We start from the raw sequence: 18507 nt of genomic DNA on the forward strand, positions 1-18507 counted from the left end.
TTTTCTTTTCTACAGCATCGCCGTTTCGGGCGATCCCTTTTGCTTTGCAACGAGTGCGCTTCAGCGGGGAGGCAAACTATAGCAAAGCACATAGCGCACTGCAAGGATTTTTCTTGCAGCAGCTAAAATAGCGCTGCGCTATCGTATCGGCGAGATATACATCCCACCATCCGCTTACGCCGCTTTTTGTTGCGCCAACAATACGATTGCGCCGTCATCGTGTGCCATGCCGGCAGCATGCGCCTGCTGGCCGCCCTGAATAGCGGACTGCCATTGGCGCAGGCGGCGCTAAAAGCGGCCGCGACATGCCATAAAATCGGCTACGGCAGCACCCTGATCCTCGATTTTTAAACAGAAAGTCACGCCGCAATCGTTTGCCGCAAGGAATGAGCAACGTATAATGGAGAGGTTTTGGTGCCCGCGCGCATGTCCATGTGCGCAGTTAAACGGGAAACACAAAGCCGCTCCAGCGGTAAATGTGTGCTGCCCCCGCAACGGTAAGCAAGTGTCGCGATCCGCGACGAGCTGTCTATGAAAACCACTGTGCATCGCATGGGAAGGTGTGACAGTCAACTTGCCAGCCCGGATACCGGCCAGGACAGGTGGAAGTGTGCGAACGGGGATGTTCGCGATACGGACCGGCCCAACGGCTGTCTTCGATCGACGATTATCTATCCCGGCCCTTCTGTTCAATCTGGCCAACGGGGACGTTGGCTGGTTGCTTCTTACTCACTGAAAATTGCCATGAATTCTAATGTTTCCCGCCACGCGGCACTGACGTCGCTCGCGCTAGCCATCGCCGCGCCTGCCGCATTCGCTCAAACCACCGGCAACGTACCAGGCACCGTGATCGTCACGGCTACCCGCACGCCGCAAAAATCGAGCGAATTGCTGGCGGAGACAGAAGTCATCACCAGTGAAGAAATCGCGCGCTCGGGCGCCGGCTCGCTGACCGAACTGCTGCAAAAACAACGCGGCATCGAAGTGGCCCGCAACGGCGGCCCAGGCACCTCGTCGTCGGTGTTCATCCGCGGCGCCAACAGCAACCAGAACATCGTACTGGTCGACGGCGTGCGCATCGGCTCCTCGACCACCGGCGCCGCCAACTGGAGCCCGGTGCCACTGGCGAATATCGACCATATCGAAATCGTCTATGGCCCGCTGAGCACCATGTACGGTTCCGACGCGATCGGCGGCGTGATCCAGATCTTCACCAAAAAGGGCAGCGGCGCACCAGCAGTCGGCGCATCGCTCGGTTTCGGCAGCGACGCGACCCGCCAGTACGACGCCAGCGTTTCCGGCGCGACTGAAGGCTACAATAGCCTGAGTTACTCGCTGAACGTCAGCAAGGAAAAATCCGACGGCTTCTCGGCCACCAAACCGGGCAACTTCTCGTACAACCCGGACAAGGACGGCTACGACAAGAAAAGCGTCACCGGCCAACTGGGTTTCAAACTGGCCAAGGGCCACGACCTGGGCCTGACCATTTTCCAAAGCAAGCTGGATGCCCAATACGATAACGGCCTCGGCGACGACGCGCGCAGCAATCAAAAGCTGCAAAACGTCGGTTTCTACCTGAACGATCAATTCCTGCCGTTCTGGCACAGCAATGTGCAAGTTGCCGAAGCGCGCGACGAAGCCAACGACAACAGCATCAATGGCCCTGGCAGCACCAGCTTTTTGGGCACCAAGCAATCGACGTTCGACTGGCAAAATGATTTCGCGATCGGCCAGGACAACTTGCAATTGCTGGGCAGCTACCGCAAGGAAGACGTGACTTCGAGCGACGACTCCGTCTTGAACCGTGGCCGCAGCACCAAATCGCTGGCCGCGTCGTACACGCTGAAACGCGGCCAGCACCTGGTCAGCGCCAGCTTGCGCCGCGACTGGATCGCCAAGACCAACCTGGATAAGCAATCGGAAACCGACAAGCCGGCCACCGGCAGCATCGGTTACGGCTACCAGATCAGCAGCGCCTTGCGCGCCAATGCCAGCTTCGGCACCAGCTTCCGCCAGCCAACCTTCAATGAGTTGTACTACCCAGGCTACGGGATCGCGTCCAACCGCCCGGAAAAAGGCCGCAACTCGGAAGTCGGCCTGCGTTACGACGACGGCACATCGCAATTGAGCGCCGTGTATTACCACAACCGCATTACCGACTTGCTGGTCTACGCCAGCACTTGCCCGGTTGAAGTCAGCAGCCCCCCATACGGCTGCGCCTATAACGTCAACAACGCTTTGCTGGAAGGCGTCACGCTGTCGGCACGCCGCCAGTTCGGCGACTTTGGTTTCAGCGGCAATACCGACTTCCAGAACCCACGCGACCTGAGCACCGACAAATTGCTGGCGCGCCGCTCCAGGAAACACGCCAACGTCGCCGTCGACTACAGCCTCGGCGCGCTGAAGACCGGCGTCGAACTGCAATTGTCGGGCCAGCGTTTTGACGATGGCGCCAACAAGAACGCACTGGGCGGCTACGGCTTGCTGAACCTGTTCGCCACCTACCAGTTCGCACCCGACTGGTCGCTGCTGGCACGCTGGAACAACGCCACCGACAAGCAATACGAATTGGCGCGTAACTACAATACCGCCGGCGCCACATTCTTCCTGGGCCTGCGTTACGGCTTCAAGTAATTTGTTGTAATCTGCGGAGGACGGCCCAGGCCGCCTTCCGCGGACGCAGTTCCGCAGTCCCCGATTCCAAAGGCAGTGCATGCATCCTTTCTTTCGCAATATGCGACACCGCGCCAGCCTCATCCTGGCCATCCTGATCGCACTCGCCGCCGCCAGCCTGATTTTCTCCGGCATGACCGGCTCGGTTTCACTGCCGCTGTCCGACCTGCCTTCCGCCCTGCTCGACCTGATCCACGGCAAGACCGACACACTCGCTTCCAGCCTGCTCGAACTGCGCCTCGGCCGCGCGCTGACCGCCTTCGTCACCGGCGCGGCGCTGTCGCTGGCCGGCGTGATGATGCAGGCGCTGCTGCGCAATCCGCTGGCCGACCCCTACGTATTGGGCATCTCGGCCGGCGCCTCGGTCGGCGCGCTGGCCGCGCTGCTGTTCATGTGCGCGCTGTGGCTGGTCGATGCCGCCGCGTTCGCCGGCGCCGTCTCCATTTCAATGCTGCTGTACCTGTTCGCCCGGCGCGACCTGCGCGGCGGCGCGGCCGAAGGAAGCACCTCGCTCTTGCTGCTGACCGGCGTGATCCTGTCGTCGGCTTGCATGGCGGTAGTCACGCTGATGCTGTCGATCGCCCCAGAAAGCCGCTTGCGCAGCATGGTGTTCTGGATGATCGGCGACCTGTCCGGCGCGCCGCTGCGGCTGGCCCCATGGCTGGTGCTGGCCGGGGTGATGCTGTTCGCCTTGCGCAGCGCGCGCGCGCTGAACGTGATGGCGCTGCACGCCGAAGCCGCCGCCACGCTCGGCATCCGCGTCGGCCCGCTGCGCAAGGGCCTGTTTTTCTGTTCCGGCCTGCTGACCGCCAGCGCCGTCACCAGCGCCGGCAGCATCGGCTTTGTCGGCCTGATCGTGCCGCATGCGCTGCGTTTCGCCTGCGGCCCGGACCACCGTCTGCTGATCCCGGCGGCAGCGCTGGCCGGCGGCACCTTTCTGGTATTGACCGACACGCTGGCGCGCACCGTGCTGGCGCCGCTGCAATTGCCGGTCGGCGTGGTCACCGCGCTGATCGGCGCGCCGGTATTCCTGTTCCAACTTCACCGCCTGCGCCGCTCATGATCAGCACCCACAAACTCCGCCTGCAAGCGGGCTCGCGCATCCTGGTCGATGGCCTCAGCTGGAACATCCGCGTCGGCGAATGCTGGAGCATCATCGGCCGCAACGGCGCCGGCAAAAGCACGCTGCTGCGCACGCTGGCCGGCTTGCGCGAAGCGGACGACGGCAGCGTCGCGATCCTGAAACGCCGGCTGGCCGACTGGCCGCTGGACGAACTGGCGCGCCAGCGCGCCTACCTGGCGCAGTCGCGCAACGACGCGTTTTCGTATCGCGTCATCGAAACCGTGCTGGCCGCGCGCCACCCCTACCATGCCAACCGCTACTGGGAAGGCAACGACGATTTCCGCATCGCCCACGCGGCGCTGGCGGCGATGGAAGTGGCCGGACTGGCCGAGCGCGACGTGCGCACCCTGTCCGGAGGCGAACGCCAGCGGGTGGCGATCGCCGCGATGCTGGCGCAAGACACGCCGCTGCTGCTGCTGGACGAACCGGCCAACGCGCTCGACCTGGCGCACCAGGTCAGCGTGATGGGATTGCTGGCGCGCCTGTGCCGCGAACAAAACAAGACCGCCGTGATGGTCGGCCACGACCTGAACCTGGCGCACAGCGTATCGAGCCACGCGCTGCTGCTGATGGGCGACGGCCGCTGGCTGGCCGGCCCGGTCGAGGAGGTGATGCAGGCCGACATACTGAGCGACTACCTGGGCTACCCGATCGATATCATCCAGCACGGCACACGCAGTATTTTCATCCCCAAAGAGGCCATCGCATGAGCGGAAACACAAAACTGTGCTTGAGACTGTGCGTGACATTATCGCTGGCACTCTCGCTGCCAGCCCACGCGGAGATCACCGTGCGCGACGACGACGGCAATCCGGTGACGCTGCAAAAACCGGCGCAGCGCATCATTTCGCTGGCGCCGCACGTCACCGAACTGCTGTTCGCGGCCGGCGCGGGCAGCAAGATCGTCGGCGCCACCAGCTATAGCGACTTCCCGGAAGAGGCGAAAAAGATTCTGCAAATCGGCGACAACCGCCAGCTCGACATGGAACGCATCATCGCCATGAAACCCGATTTGATCGTGGTCTGGATGCATGGCAGCGCCGAGCGGCAAATCGAGATGCTGCGCCAGTTGAAGATACCGATGTTCCACAGCGAACCGCGCAAGCTGGCCGATATCGGCGACAGCGTGCTGCGCCTGGGCCAGCTGGCCGGCACCGAGAAGATCGCGCAGCCGGCCGCCGCCGCGCTGCAAAACCAGCTGGCCGCACTGAAGGCAAAGTATGCCGGCCGGCCGACGGTCGGCATGTTTTATCAGGTATGGGACAAGCCGCTGTACACGCTGAGCGGCGCGCACATCATCGGCGAAGCGATACGGCTGTGCGGCGGACGCAATATTTTCGACGGCATGAAAGTGGTGGCGCCGGTGGTGACGCCGGAAGGCGTGCTGCAGGAAGACCCGGAAGTATTGATCGGCACCAGCGAGAAAAGCGCCAGGGAAAAAGACGGCGGCCTGGCCATGTGGCGCCAGTATCCAGCGATGAAAGCGGTACGCAGCAATAATCTGTACAACCTCGACGGCAACCTGACCAACCGCGCCGGTCCGCGCATGATCGCCGGCGCCGCCGCCCTGTGCGAAGTCCTGGAAACGGCGCGCGCGCGTCGCAAAAACTAGCGCCAGGCTGAAACCGCATGAACTATCCCTTTTCCACGCTGATGGTGCAAGGCACCACGTCGGACGCCGGCAAGAGCACGGTGGTGGCCGCGCTGTGCCGCATCCTGAAGCGCCAGGGCGTGCGGGTGGTGCCGTTCAAGCCGCAAAACATGGCGCTCAACAGCGCGGTGACGGCCGATGGCGGAGAGATCGGCCGCGCGCAGGCGCTGCAGGCCATCGCCGCCGGCGTGGCGCCGCACACCGACATGAACCCGGTGCTATTAAAGCCGTCGTCCTGCACCGGCGCGCAAGTGATCATCCACGGCAAGGCGCAAGCCGACATGCAGGCGCGCGACTACCAGCAGTACAAGACGGTGGCGATGCAGGCAGTGCTGGAGTCGTACCGGCGCCTGGAGCGGCAATACGATGCCGTCATCGTCGAAGGCGCCGGCAGCCCGGCCGAAATCAATTTACGGGCGCGCGACATCGCCAACATGGGCTTTGCCGAAGCCGTCGACTGCCCGGTGATCCTGGTCGCCGACATCGACCGCGGTGGCGTGTTCGCCCACATCGTCGGCACGCTGGCCTGCCTGTCGGACAGCGAACGCCAGCGTATCATCGGCTTTGTCATCAACCGCTTTCGCGGCGATATTGCGCTGCTCGATCCGGGACTGGCATGGCTGGAACGGCAGACCGGCAAGCCGGTGCTGGCGGTGCTGCCCTACCTGCAAGGCCTGTTCCTCGACGCCGAAGACGCGGTCGCATCGCAACAGGCCGGACGCGGCGCCTTCCGCGTGATCGTGCCGCAACTGCCGCGCATCAGCAACCACACCGATTTCGACGCCTTGCGCGCCCATCCCGGCGTCGACCTGCAATTCATCGGCCCCGGCCGGACGATACCGCCGGCCGACCTGGTGATACTGCCCGGCAGTAAAAACACCCGCGGCGACCTGGCATGGCTGCGGGCCCAGGGCTGGCAAACGGCGCTGAACAAGCATCTGCGCTACGGCGGCAAGGTGATCGGCATTTGCGGCGGCTTCCAGATGCTGGGCAGCAGCGTGGCCGATCCGCACGGCGTCGAAGGCGCTGCTGGTGTCACGCCGGCTCTGGGTTTGCTCGATATGGCGACCGAACTGACGCGTGAAAAGCGGCTGTTACAAGTCAGCGGCCGCTGCGTCTTTGCCGATGCGACGGTGGCAGGGTATGAAATCCACATGGGCGTGTCGCACGGCGCGGCGCTGGCCCGGCCGGCCTTTTTGATCGATGGCCGGCCGGAGGGCGCGCGCTCGGACGATGAACACATCCTCGGCAGTTATCTGCACGGCATGTTCGACACGCCGTCGGCTTGCCAGGCCTTGCTGCGCTGGGCCGGCCTCGATAGCGATACCGCCATCGACACGGCGCAATTGCGCGAAGCCAGCCTGGAACGTATCGCCGACGCGGCCTTGCCGCTGTTCGATGCGCTGAATAAATTCAGCCATTAACACTCGGCGATCTTGCGCCCGGCCGGACCTGCCAGCGTGCGCAGACTGCGCTCGGTGGCGGCGCTGAACTGGCGGCTGTGCACCGTATCGACAAAACGCCAGTCGGCGCGCACTTCATCGCTGGTAACGGTGACGATCAGATAGCCGCGCTTGCTGGTTTGCGCGTAATACAGCGGCGCGATCATTTGTTCCATGATGCGCGCCACGTCCTGTGGCGCATGCTGCGGATAGGCGCTTTCCATGCCGGGCGACGAGACCGACGGGGTGGCGAATTCGACGCCGACCTGGTGCCCCGCATCGTCGCGCAAATCGCTGGCCCACGCATTGTGGCTGTCGCCGGCCAGCACCACCAGGTTCTTGCGCAAGCGCCGCATCAAGCCGAATACCCGTTCGCGCTCTTGCGGATAACCGTCCCACGAATCCATATAACAGGGCAAGCCGGGCGCCGCCAGGCAAGCCAGTTCCTGTTCGGTGAGGCTGTCGGGGGCGCGGCTTTTCAAGTCGACATACGCGCTGCGGCTGATCTGCCCCATCGCCACCGGCAGCGGCAACTCCATGCGCGCCATCAGCACCTGCTGGCCCAGCACCTGCCAGCGCGCGCCCGATGCCGCCACCTGGCGCTCCAGCCACGCCATCTGTTCGACACCCATCATCTGGCGCTGCGGCGCGTTCAGGTCGCTGCGAAACTTGGCTTCATCGAAGCGGCGGCTCGCATCATAGTAGGACGACAGCATCAATTGCTGGTCGCGGCCGATCAGCCGCGTATCGAGCATATGCAGCGACAGCAGCTTGCCGAAATCGAAGGAACGGTAGATCCGTTCCAGCCGCTCCGGCTCGGGCGCGCGCACCGGCATCCACTCGTGATACGCGCGCAGCGCCGCCTCCTTGCGTACCGAGAAGGGACCGTGGCGGGCCGGCCGGTGATCGACCGAACCCTCGCGCCACGCATCGTCGGCGAATTCATGGTCGTCCCATACCAGGATGAACGGCACGCTGGCGTGCAGCGCCTGCAAGTCCGGGTCGCCGCGGTACTGGGCGTAGCGGCGGCGGTAGTCGTCCAGCGCCAGCAGCACGTCGGGCGGATCGGACACGCGCCCCAGCGCCACCGCATCGGCGCTGGCGTAACCGGTCGCTTCGTATTCATAAATATAGTCACCGATATGCAGCGCCGCGTCGAACTGGTCTTGCCGGGCGGCGTCGGCGTAGACGTTGAAATAGCCGGCCGGATAATTCGAGCACGAGAACACCGCCAGCGTCACCTGCCTGACGTCGGCCTTCGGCAAGGTGCGCGTGCGGCCTTGCGCCGACTTGACGCCGGCGCAGCTGAAGCGGTAATAATAGACATGGCCCGGCAACAGCCCGGCCGCATCGACCTTGACGGTGTAATCCTGCCCTGCGCCGGTATTGACGATGCCGCCGCCGACCGGCTGGCGCATCGCCGGGTCGGCCGCCATGCTCCACTGCACCGCCAGCTCGCCGCCGTCATGACCGGCCGGCGGCGTGACGCGGGTCCACAGGATCACCCGGTCCTGCAGCGGGTCGCCGCTGGCCACGCCGTGCCGGAAGCTCGCGCCGGCATGCTCGCCGGCCAGCTCGGGCGCGGTGCTGCCGCAGCCTGCCAGGCCGGCGCCGCCCAGCAGCGCCGCCGAACCAAGCTGGCGCATGAAGCGCCGGCGCGGAATGGCGGGCGCATCGTCCGGCGCCGCCAATTGCTCGAAAATCGATTCCATATGATGTGCCGTCTTGTCCAGGGATGCGAATGTCAGCAACTTACGCTGTATTAATGACGGCACGATGACCAGAATGGCGTTGCGGAAAAAGAACGCCGATGACATCCACGCTACGTGGAAGACACATTTATGTAACAATCGAGGGTATGCCGCAAGCCCGGCCCCACTACACTCAGGCTCCGCTCCATGCCCAACCCGATGACCAGCTCCGCCACCAAGAGCTATTTGCCATGGGTGGTCGCGACCGCCCTGTTCATGGAGCAACTCGACTCCACCATCGTCAACACCGCCATTCCCGCCATGGCGGCCAGCCTGCAAGTGACGCCTTTGAGCTTGAAGGCGGTGGTCACCAGCTACATCCTGAGCCTGGCCGTATGCATCCCGATCAGCGGCTGGATGGCCGACCGTTTCGGCACGCGGCGCGTGTTTTCGGCGGCGGTGGCGATCTTCACCATTGCCTCGATCCTGTGCGGCCTGTCGGTCAATTCGCCGATGCTGGTCGCGGCGCGGCTGCTGCAAGGCGTCGGCGCGGCGATGATGATGCCGGTCGGACGGCTGACCATCATCCGCACCTTCCCCAAGTCGCAATTGCTGGCGGCGATGAACTTCGTGATCATCCCGGCGCTGATCGGTCCCTTGCTGGGGCCGACGGTGGGCGGCCTGATCGTGCACTGGCTGTCGTGGCGCGAAATTTTCTTCGTCAACGTGCCGGTCGGCCTGGTCGCGCTATTCCTCGCTTACCGCTACATGCCGGACTATTACGGCGACAAGCAGCGCCCGCTCGACCTGATCGGCCTGGTCCTGTTCGGCACCGGCATCGCGCTGCTGTCATGGCTGCTGGAAGTGTTCGGCGAACATAAGCTGGACCCGACCTCGGCCGCGGTGCTGCTGTTCATTTCGATCAGCCTGCTGGCCGCGTATGCGTGGCACGCCAGCGAAATGCTGCATCCGCTGCTGCGCCTGACGCTGTTCAAGATCCGCACCTTCCGGGTCTCGGTGGTCGGCGGTTTCGTGACCCGCCTCGGGGTCGGCGGCCTGCCCTTCCTGCTGCCGCTGCTGTACCAGCTTGGCCTGGGCTTGCCGGCCTGGCAATCGGGCTTGCTGATGATGCCGTCGGCGGCCGCCGCGATGTTCATGAAAGTGATTTCGGCGCGGGTGCTGGCGCGTTTCGGCTACCGCCAGGTGCTGATCGTCAATACGGTGCTGATCGGCGTGACGATCGCCATGTTTTCGCTGGTCGGCGCCAGTACGCCGCTGTATGCGATCGTGATGATCAGCCTGTGCCTGGGCTTTTTCAATTCGCTGCAATTTTCCAGCATGAACACCATCGCCTTCGCCGACATCGACAACGCCGACTCCAGCATGGCCAGTACCATCGCCAGCTCGATGCAGCAATTGTCGATGAGCTTCGGACTGGCCTTCGGCTCGCTGATCACCGGCTGGTTCCTCGGCGACATGCCGCAAAGCGACCGCCTGCAACTGGCCAGCGCGCTGCACCACGCCTTCCTGTGCCTGGCCGTGCTGACCATCCTGTCGTCGCTGACCTTCTGGACCTTGCGCCGCGGCGATGGCGAAAACATCAGCAAGGGCAGTTCGCAAGAACCCGACGAGGACGCCACGCAAGCCGAAGTGGTGGCGGTGGCCAACGTCAAGGTCGAAGGCAAGAAAGCGTAAGCGGGAGGCGAACCGGCTTGACGCGGCGCCAAGCCAGGCCGCGTCAAACTTGCACGCAGTCGGCACTTGCCTTAGAATTCACAGCTCTGGCGCTGGACTTATTTTTATGTCAATACAGGCCAGCCGCGCTGGACCGGCGCATTTTTTTTGCAAGGCCGGCCAGTTTTCCCACGTTGTTTTCTTGACGGTGACCCATTGGATACCGTGCCCATATGGGTGCAAATTCTTGCACTCGCACTCCTGATACTCTGCTCGGCCTTTTTCGCGATGGCCGAAACCGCCCTGATGGCGGCCAACCGCCACCGCCTGCGCCATATGGCCAAACGCGGCAGCCGGCGCGCCAGCACCACGCTGTGGCTGCTGGACCGCACCGACAAGCTGCTGTCGCTGATCCTGATCGCCAACACCATGATCAACGCCATGGCCACCGCGCTGGTGACGGTGATCGCGATCGGCGCCTTTGGCTACGACGAACAGGTGATCTTGCTGTCGACCGGCGGCGTGGCGTTCCTGCTGATCGTGTTCGCCGAAATTTCACCGAAGGTAATCGGCGCCACCTTCCCGGAACATATCGCGCTGCCGACCAGCATGATCCTGAAACCGCTGATGAGCGTGGCCAAGCCGCTGATCTGGTTCGTCAACCTGTTCGTCTACCTGGTGTTGCGGCTGTTCCGCATCAAGCAGGGCGGCAAGTTGCACGACACCCGGCTGTCGCCGGAGGAATTGCGTTCGATCGTGCTGGAAGGCGGCAACTTCATTCCGCAAAAACATAAAAGCATCTTGCTCAACCTGTTCGACCTGGAAACCATCTGCGTCGAAGACATCATGATTCCGCGCGCCCAGATCGAAGCGCTGAACCTGGCCAGCACGGTCGAGGAAATCACCCGGCAACTGACCACCTGCTATCACAATAAATTGCCGGTCTATCAAGGCGAGATCAACCAGATCGCCGGCATTTTGCATGTGCGCAAGGCGGTGGCCTTGTTGAACCAGGAAGAGGAATTGACAGTCGACCATTTCCGCGCCTTGCTCAGCGCACCGTATTTCATTCCGCCAGATACCGGTGTGTTTGCACAGTTGCAATATTTCCAGGAGAATCGCGAACGGCTCGGCATCATCGTCGATGAATACGGCGAAGTACAGGGCCTGGTGACGCTGGACGACATCATCGAGGAAATGATCGGCGAATTCACCACCTCGACGCCGGGCGCCGCGCGCGCCGACTCGTTCGGCTGGGATGCCAGCGGCGAATGCTTGCTGGAAGGCACCACGGCCTTACGCGACATCAACAAGCGCCTGGGACTGGACTTTTCGCTGGATGGTCCGAAGACCGTCAACGGCATGCTGCTGGAATTGTTGCAGGATATTCCGGAAGCGCCGGTCAGCGTCAAGATCGGCCATTGCATCATCGAAGTGGTGCAAGTGCAAAACCAGGCGATCAAGATGGTCAAGATCAAAAAACCGCTGCAAACGGTGATGGCATTAGAGGATTGACAAGTTGGGCGCGCGAAAGCGCAAGATGCCGGCGGTTATCGTGTTTTATAGAGGCTGACAGCATGACAAACGCTTTACAAACAAGGTGCTCGTAGGCATGATCTAGCGAATCAGCGGACCGGGCATTACTCTCTGTCCTGTCATTTGCCGGCCGCTATAAACAGCGTAGTTTGATGAACAACGTTCCTATGGCAGCAGTCTCTCCTATCGTCGCTCAAGCTTCCGGCACGGCCATGCCTGGCCTGGCGCGAGCATTGCTGCAAGCCGGGCATTTGAATGCCGCGGTGGCCGATACGCTGCACAAAAAATCATTACAAGAAAAGCAATCCTTCATCGATGTGCTGCTGTCCAGCGGCGCCATCGACGCGGCCGGGCTGGCGCTGTTTTGCTCGGAAACCTTTGCCTACCCGCTACTCGATTTACGCACCCTGAGCCTGGATGCGCTGCCGCAAAAAAGCATCGACAACCGCTTGATGCAAAGCCAGCGCGTGATTCCGCTGACACGGCGCGGCAACAAGATGTCGGTGGCGATTTCCGATCCGACCAATACCCAGGCGCTGGACCAGATCAAGTTCCAGACCGAAGCGTCGGTGGAACCGGTGATCGTGCAGCATGACGTGCTGCTGCAAGTGCTGGCCAGCCTGAATAAAAGCAGCGAGCAAATCATCAGCGACCTGGGCGGCGATCACCAGGAAATCCAGTTCGCCGAAGAAGAAACCGCCGCGCCCGATCCTTCCGCCAATGAAGTCGAAGATGCGCCCATCGTGCGCTTCCTCAACAAGATCTTGATGGATGCGGTCAACCTGGGCGCGTCGGATATCCATTTTGAACCGTTCGAGAAATATTTCCGGATACGCTTGCGGGTCGATGGCGTGTTGCTCGATCACGCGCAGCCGCCGGTATCGATCCGGGAAAAACTCGTGTCGCGCATCAAGGTGCTGGCGCGGCTGGATATTTCCGAAAAGCGCATCCCGCAAGACGGCCGCATGCGGCTGATCCTGTCGCCGGTGCGCACCATCGATTTCCGGGTCAGCACGCTGCCGACGCTGTTCGGCGAAAAAACCGTGATGCGGATACTCGACGCCACCCAGGCCCAGATGGGCATCGACGCGCTCGGTTACGAGCCGGACCAGAAAGCGCTGCTGCTCGATGCAATTACCCGTCCCTACGGCATGGTGCTGGTGACCGGGCCGACCGGTTCCGGCAAGACCGTGTCGCTGTACACTTGCCTGAACGTGATCAACAAGCCCGGCATCAATATTTCAACGGCGGAAGATCCAGCCGAGATCAATATGCCGGGCGTCAACCAGGTCAACGTCAATGAACGGGCCGGCCTGACCTTCCCGGTGGCGTTGAAATCGTTCCTGCGGCAAGATCCGGACGTCATCATGGTCGGCGAGATCCGCGACCTGGAAACCGCCGACATCGCCATCAAGGCGGCGCAAACCGGCCACATGGTGTTTTCCACCTTGCATACCAACGATGCCCCGTCGACGCTGACGCGCTTGATGAATATGGGCGTGGCGCCGTTCAATATCGCCTCGTCGGTGATCCTGATCACGGCGCAGCGCCTGACCCGCCGCCTGTGTTCCTGCAAGCAGCCGGTCGAGATGATCGATGAACTGCTGCTGAAAGCCGGTTTCCTGCCGGAAGAACTCGATGGCAGCTGGAAACCGCATGGCCCGGTCGGCTGCGAACGCTGCAACGGCACCGGCTACAAGGGCCGGGTCGGGATTTACCAGATCATGCCGATCACCGAAGCGATCGAGAAAATCATCCTGGCGCACGGCAACTCGCTGGAAATTGCCCGCCAGGCCGAATCGGAAGGCGTGGTGTCGCTGCGCCGGGCCGGCTTGAGCAAGGTGCGGCAAGGATTGACCAGCCTCGAAGAAGTGTTAGGCTGTACTAACGAATAACAGTCATCAAAAAAGAATGGAATAAGGCGGAGCATGGCCACATTGGGCAAAACGGCGCGGGACAGCCAGGTCAAGGAACTCATCTTTGCCTGGGAAGGCAAGGACAAGACCGGCAAAACCGTGCGCGGAGAAATGCGCGCCGGCGGCGAGGCCGTGGTCAACGTCACCTTGCGCCGGCAAGGCATCATGGTGACCAAGGTCAAGAAAAAGGCTTACCGCAGCGGCAAGAAAATCACCGACAAGGATATCTCGCTGTTCACCCGCCAGCTGGCCACGATGATGCGCGCCGGCGTGCCGCTGCTGCAATCGTTCGACATCGTCGGCAAGGGCCATGCCAATCCGTCGGTGTCGAAGCTGGTGATGGACTTGCGCGCCGACATAGAAACCGGCACCAGCCTGAACCAGGCTTTCCGCAAATACCCGCTGTATTTCGACCCGCTGTTTTGTAACCTGGTCGGCGCCGGCGAACAGGCCGGCATCCTGGAAGACTTGCTGACCCGGCTCGCGGTCTACAAGGAAAAGACGCTGGCCATCAAGGGCAAGATCAAGTCGGCGCTGACCTATCCGCTGGCGATCCTGGCGGTGGCCTTCATCGTCACGGCGGTGATCATGATCTGGGTGGTGCCGGCGTTCAAGGAAGTATTCAAGAGTTTTGGCGCGGCCTTGCCGGCGCCGACACTGTTCGTCATGGCGCTGTCGGAATTTTTCGTCAATTGGTGGTACCTGATCTTCGGCGGCCTGTTCGCGGTGATCTACTTCTTTTTCCAGGCCTGGCGCCGCTCGCCGAAGATGCAGCGCTTCATGGACGTGGCCATGCTGAAAGTGCCGGTATTCGGCGCCGTGATACGCAAGGCGACCATCGCGCGCTGGACCCGCACGCTGGCGACCATGTTCGCGGCCGGCGTGCCGCTGGTCGAATCGCTGGACTCGGTCGGCGGCGCGGCCGGCAACGCGGTCTACCTGGACGCCACCCGGCGCATCCAGAATGAAGTCAGCACCGGCACCAGCCTGACGGTGGCGATGCAAAATGCCGACGTGTTCCCCAACCTGGTCACGCAAATGGTGGCGATCGGCGAAGAGTCCGGCTCGCTCGACGCGATGCTGGGCAAGGTCGCCGATTTTTACGAGGAAGAAGTCGACGAGGCGGTGGCCGCGCTGGCGTCGCTGATGGAACCGATGATCATGGTGATCCTGGGGGTGCTGATCGGCGGCCTGGTGATTGCCATGTATTTGCCGATCTTCAAGCTGGGTTCGGTGGTGTAAAGCAATGCTGCAGGTTTTCAACATACCTTGCAGCGCCTCGCTCCGCAGACTAGCCCGAAAGCGGTTTTTCTCCCGCGCGCGCTGGTACATCCCTTTTCCCACATAAGCCATTCCGTCCCCCCATATCACGGTGCAGGGCGGCGCCAGGACAAGCGACCTGGACGCGCTGCCGGCCGGACTGCCGCCTGGATGACGGGATGGTGGAATTGTGGCTGACATTCCCTGAATTTATTTAATCGATGAAACTTTTTCGACCAAGCATCCACTGATGAAAGGCGATTGATCATATGAACTTCGCTGCAGTCGTTGATTATCGTGGCTGATGAATCATTGCTGTTACAGCAGCACGATATGACGCAATCCCTTGTGTTTTTAATATTTCATTCAACTTACTTTTGGAGCTAATGATGAGTCACGCAATTTCGCCTAGTGAAATGGGCCACGTTTTTTCTGCTATGGAAGCAATGTCAAAAGCGGGCGTCAGCAAAGACGATCAGAAAAAGCTTCTCGCGGAAGCGCGCGCCCAAGGTGTCGATCCCGAGAAAATTGGCGCTGACCTGCACGCAGGCAAGACCGTTTCACAACTCGAACACGGTCGCATCTAAATATCATTGTTGGCGCTGGCGCCGGATTGACCCGCGTCGCTGGAATGAGGTGTACTGCCCATAGCGGACACTCTTGTTTCAAGCCGCCCGCGCTGTTTGCTGAATGTTCCAGCAAACAGCGCGGGTGGAACATCGCCGAAGCGCGCGTGGCGCCACTGGCGATTGTAGAACCTGTCGATGGAGTCCTGTAGTGCGGCACTCGCATCGGCATGCTGCACCCTCTCATTTTCAGGCCGCCGTTTGCGATACGGCTGTTGGTCGTTCATCGGCGATGGCGCTGGTCTGAAGCCGTGTCTGCGCTTCAATTTTAAATCCCGGATACAAAATAGACGCTAAAAGCTCCCCATTGGCCCTCGGCAATGTTTTAATATGGGCGAGTTCTCATGTTCGCCATCAAGGGCACCTCGAAAAACCGTCGCAGGCAAGCGCAATTCCGGGTCGAGTCGCGCAGCTGTACCGAGCTACAGCGAGCAACACAGGCCCGGAAGTGCGCTGCGCAGCAGGTTTTTCGAAGTGCCCTTGAGCGGGCATGGCATTGCCACTCTCACTCATGCCGACGCGGAAATAAAATACGATGCTGCAAGATACCCTGTTATTTGCCGAACCGGCCAACCTGCTGGTCAGCCTGGTCGCCGGCCTGTTCGGCTTGTTGATCGGTAGTTTCCTCAACGTCGTGATTTACCGCATCCCGAAGATGATGCAGCGCGAATCGGATAATTACGTGGCCGCCGAAAGCGGCCACGCGCTGCCGCACACCGACCGCTTCAACCTGATGGTGCCGCGCTCGTGCTGTCCGCATTGCGACCACCAGATCAGCGCGCTGGAAAACATTCCGCTAGTCAGCTACCTGGTCCTCGGCGGCAAATGCAGCGCCTGCAAGGCGCCGATCTCGATCCGCTATCCGCTGGTCGAATTGCTGACCGGCGTGCTGTCGGCGGTGCTGATCTGGCATTTCGGCAGCGGCTGGGCCGGCCTGTCGACGCTGCTGTTCCTGTATGCGCTGCTGGCGATGACCTTCATCGACGCCGACACCCAGTTGTTGCCGGACGACTTGACCTTGCCGCTGCTGTGGGCCGGCTTGCTGATCAATATCCACGCTACTTTCGTGCCGCTGCAAGATGCCGTGATCGGCGCCGCGGCCGGTTATCTGGCGCTGTGGGCCGTGTATTGGGCCTTCAAACTGGCGACAGGAAAAGAGGGAATGGGATATGGTGACTTCAAGTTGCTGGCCGCGCTGGGCGCCTGGCTGGGCTGGGCCATGCTGCCCACCATCATCCTGTTGTCATCGGTGGTCGGCGCGCTGGTCGGCATTACATTGATCGTGTTCACCAAGCGCGGCCGTGACAAGCCGATTCCATTCGGCCCCTACCTGGCCGCGGCTGGCTTGATCGCGCTGCTATACGGCACGCCGCTGTCGCACCTGACCCTCAGCCTTCTCGGCTGATGCCCGGCTGATACGATGGCGCATGCGCCAAGGAGTGACATGGAAGCACAAACAGCGCCGTTTTTCAGCATCGGACTGACTGGCGGCATAGGCTGCGGCAAGACCACGGTGGCCGACCTGTTCGCCGCGCGCGGCGCCAGCGTCATCGATACCGACCAGATCGCACACCGTTTGACGGCGGCCGGCGGCGCCGCGATGCCGGCCTTGCTGGAGCAGTTCGGCCCCGGCGTGGCCGATGCCGGCGGCGCGATGGACCGGGCCAAGATGCGCGCGCTGGTATTTTCCGACCCGCAAGCCAAGGCCAGGCTGGAAGCGATCTTGCATCCGCGCATACGCAGCGCCACCGTGCAGGCGGCAGCCGAAGCGACCGGCAGTTATGTGATCTTCGCGGTGCCGCTGCTGGTCGAATCGGGCGGCTGGAAACAGCGGGTGAACCGGGTGCTGGTCATCGATTGTCCGGAAAGCCTGCAAATTTCGCGCGTCATGGCCCGTAACGGCTTGCCGGAAGCGCAGGTCAAGTCCATCATGGCGACACAGGCGACGCGCCAGGTGCGGCTGGCGGCGGCCGACGATATCATCGCCAATGATGGGGAAATCGCCGCTTTGCTGCCCCAAATCGAGCGCTTGCATGCTTTATATCTGGATTTTTCGCTAAGAATGGCGGCAATCCCGTCGCAACGTTTGTAATTTGTCGGCGCTTGGTTCAGAATCACGGAATTGTTTGCCGGTCCATATTTAAAGGGATGTTATTTTGATTGTCTACGAATACCCTTTCAACGAACGCATACGGACCTTGTTGCGTCTGGAAGACCTGTACGACAAATTCAAGTTCTTTGTGCACCAAGAACACCCGATGCAGCACCACGTCGCCCTGGCCACCATTTTCGACATGCTTGAAGTGGCCGGCCGCGCCGACTTGAAGTCGGATTTGCTGCAAGAACTGGAACGCCAGCGCCAAAGCCTGCTCGGCTACCGCTCCAACCCGAACGTCCAGGCCGACATGCTCGACTCCGTGCTGGGCGAACTGGACACCGTCAGCAGCGCGCTGGTCGCGGCGCAAGGCAAGACCGGCCAGAATATCCGCGACAATGAATGGCTGATGAGCATACGCGGCCGCACCATCATCCCGGGCGGCGCCTGCGAATTCGACTTGCCCTCGTATTTTGCATGGCAAAAACGCAGTACCGAACAGCGTTTTTCCGATATCAGCGCCTGGTTCGCGCCGCTGGCGCCGCTGTTCGATGCGCTGGCGCTGGTGCTGCGCCTGCTGCGCGATTCCGGCGGCCCGGTCAAATTGATCGCCAACGCCGGCAGCTACCAGCAAATGTTGCAAGGCAAGGTTTACCAGATGCTGCGCTTGAGCGTGGATGAACATGCCGGCGCGATCCCGGAGATTTCCGCCAACAAATACATGCTGTGGGTACGCTTTACCACCCAGGGCGGCGACTTGAAACCGAAGCCGCTGGAAGAGGATGTGCCATTCGAGCTGACGCTCTGTAATTTTTAAGTA

At 61.8% G+C, this 18507-nt stretch carries 16 protein-coding genes and 1 riboswitch; of the genes, 14 read left to right on the forward strand and 2 right to left on the reverse strand.

Going from position 1 to position 18507, the window contains the following annotated elements:
* The first annotated feature begins 186 nt into the window (after positions 1-186).
* The 6 genes from GJA_RS27880 (at position 187) to GJA_RS20625 (ending at position 6871) form a co-directional block, all read left to right on the forward strand.
* Entirely contained in the window at positions 187-351 is a 165-nt protein-coding gene (locus tag GJA_RS27880) for a hypothetical protein (protein WP_156484104.1), read from the forward strand.
* A gap of 44 nt (positions 352-395) precedes the next feature.
* Positions 396-612: riboswitch (cobalamin riboswitch) on the forward strand.
* A gap of 132 nt (positions 613-744) precedes the next feature.
* The gene (locus GJA_RS20605; RefSeq protein ID WP_038496037.1) at positions 745-2634 is read left to right on the forward strand and encodes a TonB-dependent receptor plug domain-containing protein; all 1890 of its coding nucleotides are present in this window, start codon (positions 745-747) and stop codon (positions 2632-2634) included.
* A gap of 79 nt (positions 2635-2713) precedes the next feature.
* Positions 2714-3736, forward strand: coding sequence for a FecCD family ABC transporter permease (locus GJA_RS20610; protein ID WP_038496039.1), 1023 nt, complete (start codon positions 2714-2716; stop codon positions 3734-3736).
* Positions 3733-4506 (forward strand): ABC transporter ATP-binding protein, encoded by a 774-nt coding sequence (locus GJA_RS20615; protein ID WP_038496041.1) that lies wholly within the window; start codon positions 3733-3735, stop codon positions 4504-4506. The genes GJA_RS20610 and GJA_RS20615 overlap by 4 nt, the downstream gene beginning before the upstream one ends.
* Positions 4503-5408: a cobalamin-binding protein gene (locus GJA_RS20620; RefSeq protein WP_051781195.1), complete on the forward strand. Its 906-nt coding sequence runs from the start codon at positions 4503-4505 to the stop codon at positions 5406-5408. Before GJA_RS20615 ends, GJA_RS20620 begins: the two co-directional genes overlap by 4 nt.
* A 17-nt stretch (positions 5409-5425) precedes the next feature.
* Complete coding sequence (locus GJA_RS20625; protein ID WP_038496045.1) at positions 5426-6871, forward strand: cobyric acid synthase; 1446 nt, start codon at positions 5426-5428, stop codon at positions 6869-6871.
* On the opposite strand, the gene GJA_RS20630 is transcribed toward GJA_RS20625, so the two are convergent.
* Positions 6868-8601 (reverse strand): alkaline phosphatase D family protein, encoded by a 1734-nt coding sequence (locus tag GJA_RS20630; RefSeq protein WP_051781470.1) that lies wholly within the window; start codon positions 8599-8601, stop codon positions 6868-6870. The two genes, GJA_RS20625 and GJA_RS20630, sit on opposite strands and share 4 nt — an antisense overlap.
* A gap of 198 nt (positions 8602-8799) precedes the next feature.
* Between GJA_RS20630 and GJA_RS20635 the strand changes: the two genes are divergently transcribed.
* From GJA_RS20635 to GJA_RS20655, 5 genes are all read left to right on the forward strand, one after another.
* Positions 8800-10275, forward strand: a complete 1476-nt coding sequence (locus GJA_RS20635; RefSeq protein ID WP_081905661.1) for a DHA2 family efflux MFS transporter permease subunit — start codon at positions 8800-8802, stop codon at positions 10273-10275.
* Between the two features lie 195 nt (positions 10276-10470).
* Complete coding sequence (locus GJA_RS20640) at positions 10471-11769, forward strand: HlyC/CorC family transporter (RefSeq protein ID WP_038496047.1); 1299 nt, start codon at positions 10471-10473, stop codon at positions 11767-11769.
* A gap of 188 nt (positions 11770-11957) precedes the next feature.
* On the forward strand, positions 11958-13685 hold the full coding sequence (pilB, locus tag GJA_RS20645; RefSeq protein WP_038496049.1) for a type IV-A pilus assembly ATPase PilB: 1728 nt from the start codon (positions 11958-11960) through the stop codon (positions 13683-13685).
* A gap of 33 nt (positions 13686-13718) precedes the next feature.
* The gene (locus tag GJA_RS20650) at positions 13719-14948 is read left to right on the forward strand and encodes a type II secretion system F family protein (protein WP_038496051.1); all 1230 of its coding nucleotides are present in this window, start codon (positions 13719-13721) and stop codon (positions 14946-14948) included.
* 404 nt (positions 14949-15352) lie between these two features.
* Positions 15353-15553, forward strand: a complete 201-nt coding sequence (locus GJA_RS20655) for a hypothetical protein (protein WP_144241606.1) — start codon at positions 15353-15355, stop codon at positions 15551-15553.
* On the opposite strand, the gene GJA_RS20660 is transcribed toward GJA_RS20655, so the two are convergent.
* Positions 15550-15819, reverse strand: a complete 270-nt coding sequence (locus GJA_RS20660; protein ID WP_038496054.1) for a hypothetical protein — start codon at positions 15817-15819, stop codon at positions 15550-15552. The two genes, GJA_RS20655 and GJA_RS20660, sit on opposite strands and share 4 nt — an antisense overlap.
* A 308-nt stretch (positions 15820-16127) precedes the next feature.
* On the opposite strand from GJA_RS20660, the gene GJA_RS20665 reads away from it, so the two are divergent.
* From GJA_RS20665 to zapD, 3 genes are all read left to right on the forward strand, one after another.
* Positions 16128-16997 (forward strand): prepilin peptidase, encoded by an 870-nt coding sequence (locus tag GJA_RS20665; protein WP_038496056.1) that lies wholly within the window; start codon positions 16128-16130, stop codon positions 16995-16997.
* Positions 16998-17036: 39 nt separating this feature from the next.
* Positions 17037-17684, forward strand: coding sequence for a dephospho-CoA kinase (coaE, locus tag GJA_RS20670; protein ID WP_038496058.1), 648 nt, complete (start codon positions 17037-17039; stop codon positions 17682-17684).
* 64 nt (positions 17685-17748) lie between these two features.
* Positions 17749-18504 carry a cell division protein ZapD gene (zapD, locus tag GJA_RS20675; RefSeq protein WP_038496060.1) on the forward strand — a complete coding sequence of 252 codons (756 nt, stop codon included), beginning with the start codon at positions 17749-17751 and terminating at the stop codon, positions 18502-18504.
* Positions 18505-18507 lie beyond the last annotated feature (3 nt).

Source organism: Janthinobacterium agaricidamnosum NBRC 102515 = DSM 9628 (assembly GCF_000723165.1).
GTDB lineage: Bacteria > Pseudomonadota > Gammaproteobacteria > Burkholderiales > Burkholderiaceae_D > Janthinobacterium > Janthinobacterium agaricidamnosum.